At 69.7% G+C, this 13,713-nt stretch carries 9 protein-coding genes, 1 pseudogene and 1 riboswitch; of the genes and pseudogenes, 3 read left to right on the forward strand and 7 right to left on the reverse strand.

What is annotated here, in order from left to right; all coding sequences use genetic code 11:
* Positions 1 to 4: 4 nt before the first annotated feature.
* The 5 genes from kdpB to PGH47_RS06910 form a co-directional block, all read right to left on the reverse strand.
* Positions 5 to 2,104, reverse strand: coding sequence for a potassium-transporting ATPase subunit KdpB (gene kdpB, locus PGH47_RS06890; protein WP_271662711.1), 2,100 nt, complete (start codon positions 2,102 to 2,104; stop codon positions 5 to 7).
* A gap of 32 nt (positions 2,105 to 2,136) precedes the next feature.
* Entirely contained in the window at positions 2,137 to 3,798 is a 1,662-nt protein-coding gene (gene kdpA, locus PGH47_RS06895; protein WP_271662712.1) for a potassium-transporting ATPase subunit KdpA, read from the reverse strand.
* A gap of 8 nt (positions 3,799 to 3,806) precedes the next feature.
* Positions 3,807 to 3,896: a K(+)-transporting ATPase subunit F gene (gene kdpF, locus PGH47_RS06900; protein ID WP_016434100.1), complete on the reverse strand. Its 90-nt coding sequence runs from the start codon at positions 3,894 to 3,896 to the stop codon at positions 3,807 to 3,809.
* Entirely contained in the window at positions 3,893 to 4,066 is a 174-nt protein-coding gene (locus PGH47_RS06905; RefSeq protein WP_163017261.1) for a hypothetical protein, read from the reverse strand. The genes kdpF and PGH47_RS06905 overlap by 4 nt, the downstream gene beginning before the upstream one ends.
* Positions 4,067 to 4,137: 71 nt before the next feature.
* Positions 4,138 to 5,403, reverse strand: coding sequence for a histidine kinase (locus PGH47_RS06910; protein WP_443048478.1), 1,266 nt, complete (start codon positions 5,401 to 5,403; stop codon positions 4,138 to 4,140).
* Between the two features lie 405 nt (positions 5,404 to 5,808).
* Here PGH47_RS06910 and PGH47_RS06915 point away from each other — a divergent pair, with 405 nt between their 5' ends.
* Both PGH47_RS06915 and PGH47_RS06920 read left to right on the forward strand, forming a co-directional pair.
* On the forward strand, positions 5,809 to 7,764 hold the full coding sequence (locus PGH47_RS06915; protein ID WP_271662713.1) for an amino acid transporter: 1,956 nt from the start codon (positions 5,809 to 5,811) through the stop codon (positions 7,762 to 7,764).
* A 121-nt stretch (positions 7,765 to 7,885) separates the two neighbouring features.
* On the forward strand, positions 7,886 to 8,407 hold the full coding sequence (locus tag PGH47_RS06920; RefSeq protein WP_271662714.1) for a hypothetical protein: 522 nt from the start codon (positions 7,886 to 7,888) through the stop codon (positions 8,405 to 8,407).
* A gap of 123 nt (positions 8,408 to 8,530) precedes the next feature.
* On the opposite strand, the gene gcvP is transcribed toward PGH47_RS06920, so the two are convergent.
* Positions 8,531 to 11,416: an aminomethyl-transferring glycine dehydrogenase gene (gcvP, locus tag PGH47_RS06925; protein WP_271662715.1), complete on the reverse strand. Its 2,886-nt coding sequence runs from the start codon at positions 11,414 to 11,416 to the stop codon at positions 8,531 to 8,533.
* A 174-nt stretch (positions 11,417 to 11,590) separates the two neighbouring features.
* Positions 11,591 to 11,686, reverse strand: a riboswitch (glycine riboswitch).
* A 114-nt stretch (positions 11,687 to 11,800) separates the two neighbouring features.
* Between gcvP and PGH47_RS06930 the strand changes: the two genes are divergently transcribed.
* Positions 11,801 to 12,202, forward strand: a complete 402-nt coding sequence (locus PGH47_RS06930) for a PRC-barrel domain-containing protein (protein WP_030966874.1) — start codon at positions 11,801 to 11,803, stop codon at positions 12,200 to 12,202.
* Here PGH47_RS06930 and PGH47_RS06935 read toward each other — a convergent pair.
* Positions 12,094 to 13,662 (reverse strand): annotated as a pseudogene (locus PGH47_RS06935) (DNA polymerase IV). The gene PGH47_RS06930 and the pseudogene PGH47_RS06935 sit on opposite strands and share 109 nt — an antisense overlap.
* Positions 13,663 to 13,713: the final 51 nt, after the last annotated feature.

Below are 13,713 nucleotides of genomic sequence, written 5' to 3' on the forward strand. Positions count from 1 at the left end.
TGGATCAACCGATCCCGGGGATGAGAGAGATGAGCAGGTCGATGATCTTGATGCCGATGAAGGGCGCGATCAGGCCGCCCAGACCGTAGATGGTCAGGTTTCGGCGCAGCAGCCGGTCGGCGCTGACCGGCCGGTACCGCACGCCCTTCAGGGACAGCGGCACCAGCGCGACGATGACCAGCGCGTTGAAGACGACCGCGGACAGGATCGCGGAGTCCGGCGACGACAGTCCCATGACGTTGAGCTTGTCCAGGCCCGGGTAGACGGCCGCGAACAGCGCCGGGATGATCGCGAAGTACTTCGCGACGTCGTTGGCGATGGAGAACGTGGTCAGCGCACCGCGGGTGATCAGCAGCTGCTTGCCGATCTCGACGATCTCGATCAGCTTGGTCGGGTCGGAGTCGAGGTCGACCATGTTGCCGGCCTCCTTGGCGGCCGACGTGCCGGTGTTCATCGCCACGCCGACGTCGGCCTGCGCGAGCGCCGGGGCGTCGTTGGTGCCGTCGCCCGTCATCGCGACCAGCTTGCCGCCGGCCTGCTCCCGCTTGATGAGCGCCATCTTGTCCTCGGGAGTGGCCTCCGCGAGGAAGTCGTCGACGCCAGCCTCCTCGGCGATCGCCTTGGCGGTCAGCGGGTTGTCACCCGTGATCATGACGGTTTTGATGCCCATGCGGCGCAGCTCCTCGAACCGCTCCCGCATGCCGTCCTTGACGACGTCCTTGAGGTGGACGACGCCCAGGATCCGGGCGCCCTCGGCGTCCTCGACCGCGACCAGCAGCGGGGTGCCGCCGGCCTCGGAGATGCGGTTGGCGATCCGGTCCGCGTCGTCGGCGACCGTGCCGCCCCGCTCCCGCACCCAGGCCATGACCGAACCGGCGGCGCCCTTGCGGATCCTGCGCCCGTCGACGTCGACGCCGGACATCCGGGTCTGCGCGGTGAAGGCGATCCACTCGGCGCCGGCCAGCTCGCCCTGGTGCCGCTCGCGCAGGCCGTACCTCTCCTTCGCCAGTACGACGACGGAGCGGCCCTCGGGCGTCTCGTCGGCCAGCGACGACAGCTGGGCGGTGTCCGCGACCTCGGCCTCGGTGACACCGGCGACCGGGACGAACTCTGCGGCCCGGCGGTTGCCGAGGGTGATGGTGCCGGTCTTGTCGAGCAGCAGCGTGGAGACGTCACCGGCGGCCTCGACCGCGCGGCCGGACATGGCGAGCACGTTGCGCTGCACGAGCCGGTCCATGCCGGCGATGCCGATCGCGGAGAGCAGGGCGCCGATGGTCGTCGGGATCAGACAGACCAGCAGGGCGACCAGCACGACCATCGTCAGATGCGTGCCCGCGTAGTCCGCCAGCGGCGGCAGCGTGGCGCAGGCCAGCAGGAAGACGATCGTCAGTGACGCGAGCAGGATGTTCAGCGCGATCTCGTTCGGCGTCTTCTGCCGGGCCGCGCCCTCGACCAGGTTGATCATCCGGTCGATGAAGGTCTCGCCGGGCTTCGTCGTGATCTTGATGACGATTCGGTCGGAGAGGACCTTGGTGCCGCCGGTGACGGCCGAGCGGTCGCCGCCGGACTCACGGATGACCGGGGCCGACTCGCCGGTGATCGCCGACTCGTCGACGGAGGCCACGCCCTCGATGACGTCGCCGTCACCGGGGATGATGTCGCCGGCCTCGCAGACGACCAGGTCCCCGATCTTCAACTCGGTGCCCGGTACCCGCTCTTCGACGGAACCGGCGAGCCGGCGGGCCACCGTGTCGGTCTTGGCCTTGCGCAGCGTGTCGGCCTGCGCCTTGCCGCGGCCCTCCGCGACGGCCTCCGCCAGGTTGGCGAAGATCACCGTGAGCCACAGCCAGGCGCTGATGGTCCAGCCGAACCAGTCGCCCGGGTCCTTGAAGGAGAAGGCCGTCGTCAGCACGGAGCCGACGAGGACCACGAACATCACGGGAGACTTGACCATCACCCGCGGGTCGAGCTTGCGCAGGGCGTCCGGCAGCGACTTGAGAAGCTGCTTCGGGTCGAAGAGGCCCGCGCCGACACGGCCCTCGGGGGATTTGCGCCCGGTGGGTACGTCGCTGTGCGGCGCCCGGGTCGGGGTGGCTGTGGACATGGAGTCCTCTTGCTTCTGTATGCGAGTGGTCATCACGCCAGCCCCTCGGCCAGCGGCCCGAGCGCGAGGGCCGGGAAGTACGTCAGACCGGTGATGATGATGATCGTGCCGACGAGCAGACCGGCGTACAGCGGCTTGTCGGTGCGCAGGGTGCCCGCCGTGGCCGGGACCGGCTTCTGCTCGGCGAGCGAGCCGGCCAGGGCCAGCACGAAGATCATCGGGACGAACCGGCCGAACAGCATGCACAGGCCCAGCGTGCTGTTGAACCACTGCGTGTCCGCGTTCAGGCCTGCGAAGGCGGAGCCGTTGTTGTTGGAGGCGGACGTGTAGGCGTACAGGATCTCGGAGAAGCCGTGCGCCCCGCTGTTGGTCATCGAGTTGCCCGGGGTGGGCAGGGCCATCGCGAACGCGGTGAAGACGAGCACCAGCGCCGGCGTGACCAGGATGTAGCAGGCCGCCAGCTTGATCTCGCGGGAGCCGATCTTCTTGCCCAGGTACTCGGGGGTGCGGCCGACCATGAGCCCGGCGATGAACACCGCGATGATCGCCATGATCAGCATGCCGTAGAGGCCGGAGCCGGTGCCGCCGGGTGCGATCTCGCCCAGCATCATCCCGAGCATGGTGATGCCGCCGCCGAGGCCGGTGAAGGAGGAGTGGAAGGAGTCGACCGCGCCGGTCGAGGTGAGCGTGGTCGCCACGGCGAAGATCGACGAGCCGCCGACGCCGAAGCGGACCTCTTTGCCCTCGTATGCCCCGCCCGCGATCTGGAACGCCGGGCCGTGGTGGGCGAACTCGGTCCACATCATCAGCGCGGTGAAGCCGAGCCAGATGGTGGCCATGGTGGCGAGGATCGCGTAGCCCTGCTTCACGCTGCCGACCATCAGGCCGAAGGTGCGGGTCAGCGCGAACGGGATCAGCAGGATCAGGAAGATCTCCCACAGGTTCGAGAACGGGGTGGGGTTCTCGAACGGGTGGGCGCTGTTGGCGTTGAAGTAGCCGCCACCGTTGGTGCCCAGCTCCTTGATGGCCTCCTGCGAGGCGACCGCGCCACCGTTCCACTGCTGCTGGCCGCCCATGAACTGACCGACCTCATGGATGCCGGAGAAGTTCTGGATGGCGCCGCAGGCGACCAGGACGACCGCGGCGACGGCCGCGATCGGGACCAGGATGCGAACGACACCACGTACCAGGTCGGCCCAGAAGTTGCCCAGCTCACCGGTGCGGGAGCGGGCGAACCCGCGCACGAGCGCCACGGCGACGGCGATGCCGACGGCGGCGGAGACGAAGTTCTGCACGGCAAGGCCGGCGGTCTGCACGACGTGGCCCATGGCCTGCTCGCCGTAGTACGACTGCCAGTTGGTGTTGGTCACGAACGACACGGCGGTGTTGAACGCCTGGTCCGGGTCGATGGACTTGAACCCGAGCGAACCCGACAGCACACCTTGCAGCCGCTGGAGCAGGTAGAGGAACAGGACACCGACGACGGAGAAGGCGAGGACGCCGCGCAGGTACGCGGTCCAGCGCATCTCGGTGTCGGGGTCGGCACCGATGCCCTTGTAGATCCACTTCTCGACGCGCCAGTGCTTGTCGGAGGAGTAGACCCTGGCCATGTAGTTGCCGAGCGGGACGTAGGCGAGCGCCAGAGCTGCGATCAGAGCGAGCAACTGGAGCACGCCGGCAAGTACGGGACCCATGCCTTGTCTCAGAACCTCTCCGGGAAGATCAGGGCGAGGACGAGATAGCCCAGCAGGGCGACGGCCACGACGAGGCCGACGATGTTCTCGGCGGTCACAGCTTCGTCACCCCCTTGGCGACGAGAGCCACCAGCGCGAAGGACGCGATCGTGATGACGACGAAGGCCAGATCGGCCATCGTGGACTCCTGAATGAGGTTCGGTCGGACAGGGACGATTCGAGGAAACAGCCTTTGTGGCCGGATTCGAGCGCCGTTGACGGCTCCCATACGGCCCGCTGCACGCCTTTGACGGTTCTCTTACGGCGACCCGATCGCCGCAGGTCGCAGGCGCGCCGGGGTCAGAACAAGCGGAACCTCAACCGGCAGATCACGGCGTCCGTCTCCTTGCGGACGGCATGCGCGACGACGGCTCCCCGCTGGTTCTGGAGCAGCCGTTGCCACAGCCGCTCCGGCTCGGTCTCCGGGATCAGCACGGTCACCCGGGCAGCCGGCTCCGAGGCCATGACGTCACGGACGTACGCGGCGATGGGGCCGCCCAGCGCACGCCGTTCACTGGAGAGCCGGACCAGGGGCACGCCGGGATCCCACTCGGCCCAGGAGCACTCCAGGCTATGCAGCGCGGACCGGTCCTGTCCGTCGTTGTCACCGCGACCAAGTTCGAGGAGGGCGCCTGGCTGATCGTGATCGCGCTGCCGCTGCTGGTCGTGGCCTTCGAAGTCCTCCACGAGCCGGCGCTGACGGGCCAGCGAGGCGTGCGAGGCCCCGGCGGCCAGGCCGTCGCTGCGGGTGACGTGCACGGCGAGCAGGTCCCCGCCGGCCGACCGGGCGGCGATGCGGGCGGCCCGCCGGACGATCGTGTCGCCCTCCGGACCGCCGGTCAGCGCGACCACGACCCGCTCCCGGGTCTCCCACACCCCGCCGATCGCGTGCTCGGCGCGATAGGTGTTCAGCGCCTCGTCGACCCGGTCGGCCAGCCACAGCAGCGCCAGTTGGCGCAGCGCGGTCAGGTTCCCGGGCCGGAAGTAGTTGGCGAGGGCGGCGTCGATCCTCTCCGGCGCGCAGATGTTGCCGTGCGCCATGCGGCGGCGCAGCCCTTCGGGCGGGATGTCGACGAGCTCGACCTGCGGGGTCCGGCGTACGACCTCGTCGGGCACCGTCTCGTGCTGCGGCACCCCGGTGATCTTCTCGACCACGTCCTTGAGGGACTCCAGATGCTGGACGTCGACGGCCGTGATGACGTCGGTGCCCGCGGCGAGCAGTGCCTCGACGTCCTGCCACCGCTTGGCGTTGCGCCCGCCGCCGGGGACGTTGCCGTGGGCGAGGTCGTCGACGACGGCGACCTCCGGCCGTCGGTCGAGCACCGCGGCGAGGTCCAGTTCCTCGAACTCACCGCCCCGGTGGGCGCATCGGGCCGGCAGTACGACCTCCAGGCCGTCGAGCATCGCGGCCGTTCGCGGGCGTCCATGGCACTCGGCGAACGCCACCACCACGTCGGCCCCGCGCCCGGCCCGGCGCCGCGCCTCATCGAGCATGCGGTACGTCTTGCCCACGCCCAGGGCCGCCCCGAGGTAGACCTTCAGCCGTCCGCGCGGTACTTCGTTCATCAGGTCTCAGCGAACCGCTCCGCGGGCCCGCGCGGCAGGAACCTTGACGCATCCCTGGCGCCCCTCACATGGACGTTGACACTGTCTTGACAATGGCGTGCCCCGGCCGGGCACGACACCGACACCCCCTGGCACTCGCCTCGACGGCAACGCTGAGCGGTCACGCTGAGTGATCACCCTCGCTCGCCTCACCCCTCACCGCCCACACAGCCCAATGAGGCCCGAACAAGTGCCGGAGCACACCTCTTGATGCGCGCCCACCGCCGACCCGGCCAGTCTTAACGGAAGCTTGACGCCCACAGCCCCTGGATCCGTGGGCCCGGGCGTCACTCTCTGCTTACGCTGGTGCCGCCGTCAGTGTGATGGCCGGAATCGTATGCCGACCCGCACGTCAGGAGCAGGCCGATGGCCACCACCGAACACCCTCCACCCGGCCGCTTGCGCGCCTGGATGCTGGAGGGTCTGTCCGACATGGGCAAGGGCCATGCTCCGAAGGACTCGCAGGCCGAGAAGGAGCCCGTGGACGAGGGTCAGCCCTGGTACCGGGTCATGTGCCTCACCGGCGTCGACTACTTCTCGACGCTCGGCTACCAGCCCGGCATCGCCGCCCTCGCGGCCGGTCTGCTGTCGCCCATCGCCACCATCGTGCTCGTGATCGTCACTCTCGCGGGCGCACTGCCCGTCTACCGGCGGGTGGCCGAGGAGAGCCCGCACGGCCAGGGCTCGATCGCCATGCTGGAACGGCTGCTGACCTTCTGGAAGGGCAAGCTGTTCGTCCTGACCCTGCTGGGTTTCGCGGCCACCGACTTCCTGATCACCATCACCCTGTCGGCCGCCGACGCCTCGACCCACCTGGTCGAGAACCCGCACCTCAACAGCGCGCTGCACGACAAGCAGATGGTGATCACCCTGGCCCTCGTCGCGCTGCTCGGCGCGGTGTTCCTCAAGGGCTTCCTGGAGGCGATCGGGGTCGCGGTCGCCCTGGTGGGCATCTACCTCGTGCTCAACGCGGTCGTCGTGGTCTCCGGCCTGTACCACGTCGTCACCGAGGGGCACGTGGTCACCGACTGGACCACGGCCCTCACCGCCGAGCACGGCAACATCTTCGTGATGATCGGCGTGGCCCTGATCGTCTTCCCCAAGCTCGCGCTCGGCCTCTCGGGCTTCGAGACCGGCGTCGCCGTGATGCCGCACGTCAAGGGCGAGCCCCGCGAGACCGAGGAGAACCCCGCGGGCCGGATCCGCGACACCAAGAAGCTGCTCACCACCGCAGCCGTGATCATGAGCTGCTTCCTGATCGCGACGAGCTTCATCACCACCCTGCTCATCCCGGAGAAGGACTTCGAGCCGGGCGGCAGCGCCAACGGCCGTGCGCTCGCGTTCCTCGCCCACGAGTACCTCGGCAACGCCTTCGGCACGGTCTACGACGTCTCGACCATCGCCATACTCTGGTTCGCCGGCGCCTCCGCCATGGCCGGCCTGCTGAACCTGATGCCGCGCTACCTGCCCCGCTACGGCATGGCCCCGCACTGGGCACGCGCGGTGCGCCCGATGGTCATCGTCTTCACCCTGGTCGCCTTCCTGGTGACCTGGATCTTCGACGCCGACGTCGACGCCCAGGGCGGCGCGTACGCCACCGGCGTGCTGGTGCTCATCAGCTCCGCCGCCATCGCCGTGACCATCGCGGCCCGCAAGGCCGGTCAGCGCAACTGGTTCGTCGGCTTCGCGGTCATCTCGGTGGTGTTCCTGTACACGACCGTCGTGAACGTCATCGAGCGCCCCGACGGCGTGAAGATCGGCGCCTGCTTCATCGCCGGCATCATCCTGATCTCCCTGCTGTCGCGGCTGCTGCGCGCCTTCGAGCTCCGTGTCACGAGCGTGACGCTCGACGACATGGCGGAACGATTCATCCGTGACATGGCGAGCCGCAAGATCCGGTTCATCGCCAACGAGCCCGACAGCCGGGACAAGGCCGAGTACCGCGACAAGATCGAGCAGATCCGCACCGACAACGACCTCTCGGAGCAGGAGGACTTCGTCTTCGTCGAGGTCACGGTCACCGACCCGTCCGAGTTCGAGGCCGGCCTGATCGTGCGCGGCCAGGTCATGCACAACCGCTACCGCGTCCTCACCCTGGAGTCCTCCTCCATCCCGAACGCATTGGCCGCCCTGCTGCTGAACGTCCGCGACACGACCGGCTGCATCCCCCACATCTACTTCGAGTGGACCGAGGGCACCCCGTTCGCCAACTTCCTGCGCTTCTTCCTCTTCGGGCAGGGCGAGGTCGCCCCGGTCACCCGAGAGGTCCTGCGCGAGGCGGAGCCGGACCGCGACCGCCGACCGCGCGTCCACACCGGCTGAAGCACACACCGGCCCGAACCGGCCGCGGCCACATCAGGATCGCGTCAACGATGAGCCGTAAGACGTCAGAGCGCTGTCAGCGCCGTTCGCACCTGCGCCGGCGGCCCCTACCGTCAGCACTGTGGACGGAAGCAGACCGCGCCCGGCCCCGACCGGTGACCGTCACTGGCAGAACAGTGCCCGGTTCGCCGCGGGCTGCGCCGTGACCTTCTTCGGCATGACTCTGCTGGTCGACTGGGACGCCCACACCCTGACTCCGCCGCGCACCCTGCTGTGGCTGGTCATGACCTGCCTGCTGTTCACGATCCTGCTCCCCGAGCGCGTGACCGCCGGGCCGGGCTGGCTCGCGGTGCGCGGCCTCGTACGCCGCCAGGCGGTGCGCACGGACGAGCTGGTGACCGTACGGCAGCACGGCGACGTCTGCACACATCTCACCCTGCGCGACGCGGACGGCCGCCGCCTCGAACTGGACCCACGCGTCCTCCTCGCCAACCCACTGCTGTGGCACGAGCTGGACACAGGCGTACGCCGGTCACGCGCGAGCGGAACCCTGCTGGAGGGCATCGACGTACTGGAGCGGCTACGGCATCAGATCGACGACGCCGAGGCGCGGGCGGTGCTCAGGGCGTCCGGGATCACCTGAAGTCGGGGTGGCACGGCGGGCCAGACATGACACACGAAAGGGCTCCCCTCCGGCCGTGCGTGGCCGAAGGGGAGCCCATTCTGCTGGTGCGCGTTGTGCGCGTGGGCGCAGGCCCGGTGCGGCTCAGTCGTCGTAGGCATCCAGCGGCGGGCAGGAGCAGACGAGGTTCCGGTCGCCGAAGGCCTGGTCGATGCGGCGCACCGGCGGCCAGTACTTGTCGGCGGTCGACACCCCGGCCGGGAACACGGCCTCCTCACGGCTGTAGGCGTGCTCCCAGGCACCGCCCAGCGCACCGGCGGTGTGCGGGGCGTTGCGCAGCGGGTTGTCCTCGGCGGGCCACTGCTCCGACCCGACCTTCTCGATCTCCGCGCGGATGGCGATCATCGCCTCGCAGAACCGGTCGAGCTCGGCCAGGTCCTCGGACTCGGTCGGCTCGATCATCAGCGTGCCGGCCACCGGGAACGACATCGTCGGCGCGTGGAAGCCGTAGTCGATGAGGCGCTTGGCCACGTCGTCGACGCTCACGCCGGTCGCCTTGGTCAGCGGGCGCAGATCGATGATGCACTCGTGCGCGACGAGCCCGCCCGGCCCGGTGTAGAGCACCGGGTAGTGCGGCTCCAGCCGCTTGGCGACGTAGTTCGCGGAGAGCACGGCCACCTGCGTGGCCCGCTTCAGCCCCTCGCCGCCCATGAGGCGGACGTACGCCCAGGAGATGGGCAGGATCCCCGCGGAACCCCACGGCGCCGCCGAGATCGGGCCGACGCCCGTCTCCGGACCGGCGGCCGGCTGGAGCGGGTGGTTCGGCAGGTACGGCGCCAGGTGCGAGCGCACACCGACCGGGCCGACGCCCGGACCGCCGCCGCCGTGCGGGATGCAGAAGGTCTTGTGCAGGTTCAGGTGCGAGACGTCGCCGCCGAAGTGGCCCGGCTTGGCCAGCCCCACCAGCGCGTTGAGGTTCGCGCCGTCGACGTAGACCTGCCCGCCGGCCTCGTGCACCTGCGCGCAGATGTCGGCGACGTGCTCCTCGAACACACCGTGCGTCGACGGGTAGGTGATCATCAGCACGGACAGCTCGTCCCGGTGCTTCTCGATCTTGGCCCGCAGGTCCTCGACGTCGATCTCGCCGTCCTCGGCGGTCTTCACGACGACGACCTTCATGCCGGCCATCACGGCGCTGGCGGCGTTCGTGCCGTGCGCGGAGGACGGGATGAGGCAGATGGTGCGCTGCTCGTCGCCGTTGGCCCGGTGGTACCCGCGCACGGCGAGCAGACCGGCCAGCTCACCCTGCGAGCCGGCGTTGGGCTGGAGGGACACCTTGTCGTAGCCGGTGACCTCGGCGAGACGTTCCTCCAGCTCGCGGATGAGCGTGAGATAGCCCTGCGCCTGCTCGGCGGGCGCGAAGGGGTGCAACTGCCCGAACTCCGGCCAGGTGACCGGCTCCATCTCGGTGGTCGCGTTGAGCTTCATCGTGCAGGAGCCGAGCGGGATCATGCCGCGGTCGAGCGCGTAGTCCCGGTCGGCCAGCCGGCGCAGGTAGCGCAGCATCGCCGTCTCGGAGCGGTACTGGTGGAAGACGGGGTGCGCGAGGTAGTCGTCGGTGCGCAGCGCCCCGTCGGTGAGCGCGTCCTCGGTGCTCGCGTCCAGCGCCTCGATGTCGCCCTCGACCCCGAACGCCGTCCATACGGCGCCCAGCTGGGCCCGCAGCGTGGTCTCGTCGCAGGCGACGGAGACCTGGTCGGCGTCGACGAGGCGCAGGTTCACGCCGTTCTCCCGGGCGGCGGCGACGACCTCGGCGGCCTTCCCGGGCACCCGCACGGTCAGTGTGTCGAAGTAGGAGCCGTGCACGACCTCGACACCGCCGGCCGCGAGGCCCGCAGCAAGGATCGAGGCGTACCGGTGGGTCCGCCGCGCGATGCTCCGCAGCCCGTCGGGCCCGTGGTACACGGCGTACATGCCGGCCATCACGGCGAGCAGCACCTGGGCCGTACAGATGTTGCTGGTCGCCTTCTCACGACGGATGTGCTGCTCACGGGTCTGGAGCGCCAGCCGGTAGGCCTTGTTGCCGTCGGCGTCCACGGACACGCCCACGAGCCGCCCCGGCAGGCTGCGCGCGAACTTCTCGTGGACGGCCATGTAGCCGGCGTGCGGCCCGCCGAAGCCCATCGGCACGCCGAACCGCTGCGTCGTACCGATCGCGATGTCCGCCCCGAGCTCACCCGGCGACTTCAGCAGCGTCAGCGCGAGCAGGTCGGCGGCGACGGTGACGAGGGCACCGAGCTCGTGCGCCTGGTCGACGACCGGCTTGATGTCCCGTACGACACCGGAGGCGCCCGGGTACTGGAGGAGCACGCCGGTGATCTCACGCGAGGCGACCTCGGCCGGAATGCCCTCGCTGAGGTCGGCGACGACGATCTCCACGCCGGTCGGCTCGGCGCGGGTCTCGATGACGGCGATGGTCTGCGGAAGCACGTCCGCGTCGACCAGGAACAGGCCCTTCTTGTTCTTGCCCATGCGCCGGGACAGGGCCATGGCCTCGGCGGCGGCCGTCCCCTCGTCGAGCAGCGAGGCACCGGAGGTCGGCAGCCCGGTCAGCTCGGCGACCATGGTCTGGAAGTTCAGCAGGGCCTCGAGACGGCCCTGGGAGATCTCGGGCTGGTACGGCGTGTAGGCCGTGTACCAGGCGGGGTTCTCCATGACGTTCCGCAGGATGACCGGCGGGGTGAAGGTCCCGTAGTACCCGAGCCCGATCATCGAGTCCAGCACCTGATTGCGGTCGGCCAGCGACCGCAGCTCGGCCAGCACCTCCGCCTCGGTGCGGGCTCCCGGCAGGTCCAGGGAGTCGGCGTTCTTGATCACGTCCGGCACCGCGGCGGCGGTGAGCTCGTCGAGGGAGCCGTACCCGACCTGGGCGAGCATCTTGGCCCGGGCCTCATGATCGGGACCGATATGACGCTGCTCGAAGGGGATTCCCTGCTCGAGCTCGGAGAGCGGAATGCGATGGGCGGTCATTGCGGAGGCCTCCTGGTCTTACGACCTTCGAGGGGCACCACGGCGCGGGTACCCGGACGGCCTCCCCCTCTGTCATCTCAACCTGAGAGCTTCACCGGACCGCCCGAAGGCCGTCGGCTTTCACCGTCGGTGAGAGCGGAAGCCGTCGACACCCGCTCTGCTTTCCAGAGTGACCTCGTCCGTGCGGTACGTGAGCCTGAGAGATTCCGGGGAGGATTTGCTCCTTCGGCGCCTCCGGTGTTGTCCGGAGGACTCTCCCGCGCGGGGTCAGCAGCCGTTAGAAAGCCTACCAGCGAGGTCGACGCACGGACCTTCGAGTGGCCGCTCTCACCATTCTGCCTTTTCGTAGTGCTTACGGATGAGTTGCGACCAAGTGGAGGGCCCGTGCAGACCGACATCGATCCGCGCAATCTGATCGGCCGCAAGGCTTTCGACCGCAACGGCACCAAGATCGGCACGATCGACGAGGTCTATCTCGACGACGCGACCGGAGTGCCGGAATGGGCGGCGATACGCACCGGCCTGTTCTCCCGCGACGCCTTCGTCCCCCTGGAGCCCAGCGAGCTGGTGGAGGGCACCCTCCGCATCCCCTTCGACCGCGCCCTGATCAAGGACGCCCCCGACTTCGGAGTGGGCCGCCACCTGTCCCCCGAACAGGAACTCCAGCTCTACCACCACTACGGCCTCGACGTAACGGCCCCGCCCCCTCCCCCCGACCACGATTTCGGCAACCTGGCCCCCTCGGAACCCCCCAACAACAACGGCCCCACGACTCCCCACCCCTGACCGGCTCAGACCCCACCGACCCCACCGACCACAGCCCCCTCAGATGCCCCCGACGTGGCAGGTCCCCCGCTTCCCGCAGCACCCCGACTTCCCCCACCCCCTCCGGGCCGCTCCTCCACCAGCGGCAACGGCTCCACCGCCTCCAGCCCCGGATCCTCCACCCGAAACGTCCGCACCCGCCCCGGCTCCGTCGACCCAGGCGTCTCGAACCGCACGGTCACCCGCCCGAGCCCACTCCCCTGCACCCACCCATGCCCGTACTCGGCATGCCGCACATCGTGCCCGGCGAGCCATCTCCGCTCACTCGGCGGCTCCTCCCCCCGGGCCGCGGCCACAGCCTCCGCGCCGTCCTCCCCACCCTCCACCGCCTGCTGCTCCCCCAGCTCCCCCGCGGCCTGAGCGAACAGATCCTCCTGCGTGTAGTCGGCAAGCCCGCTGACCCCGACCCCCAACAGCCGCACCCCACCCGTCGTGTCCACGGACTCCAGCAGCCGGGCAGCGGCCTCCCGCACCACGGCCGGGTCATCCGTCGGCCCCCGCAAGGTCTCGGACCGTGTCAGGGTCGAGAAGTCGTACCGCCGTACCTTCAGCACGATGGTCCGCCCCGACAGCCCGGCCCCCCGCAACCGCCGCACACAGCGATCGGCCAGCCGCTGCACCTCGAACCCGACCCGCACCCGGTCGTGGATGTCCACGTCGTACGTGTCCTCGACCGACACGGACTTCGTCTCCCGCTCGGCCACCACGGGCCGCTCGTCGTGCGCCAGCGCCATCGCGTACAGCGCATGCCCATGGGCTTTTCCCAGCAGCCGTACGAGCTCGTCCTCGCCGGCCTCGGCGATCTCCTCGACCGTATGGATCCCGGCCCGCCGCAGATGGTCCCCCGTCGCCGGCCCCACCCCCGGCAGGGTGCGCACCGACATGGGCCCGAGCATCGCCCGCTCGGTCCCCGGCTCGATCAGCACCATCCCGTCCGGCTTGGCCTGCTCGGAGGCGATCTTCGCGAGCATCTTGGACGCGGCCAGCCCCACCGATCCCGCAAGCCCCGTGGCGGCCCGTATGTCGCCGCGCAGCTTCGCCCCGACCAGCCGCGCCGACGAGTCGTCCCAGGCCGCTCCCCCGGCCTCCAGATCCACGAAGGCCTCGTCCAGGCTCAACGGCTCCACCAACGGCGACAGCTCCCGCAGCAGCGCCATCACCTGCTCGCTGATGTCGCGGTAGATCCCGAACCGCGGCACGAGATACGCGGCGTTCGGCGCCAGCCTCCGCGCCTGCGCCATCGGCATCGCCGAGTGCACCCCGAACACCCGGGCCTCATAGGACGCGGTGGCGACGACTCCACGCGGCCCGAGCCCGCCCACGATCACGGCTTTCCCACGCAGGCTCGGCTTGGATGCCTGCTCCACCGAGGCGTAGAAGGCATCCATGTCGAGATGCAGGATCGTGGGCGCGTTTCTCACATCTCCGATGCTGCCTCACGCCACTGACAATGCCCCGCTACAACCGCACGT

Source organism: Streptomyces sp. HUAS 31, assembly GCF_028198125.1.
Lineage (GTDB): Bacteria > Actinomycetota > Actinomycetes > Streptomycetales > Streptomycetaceae > Streptomyces > Streptomyces chartreusis.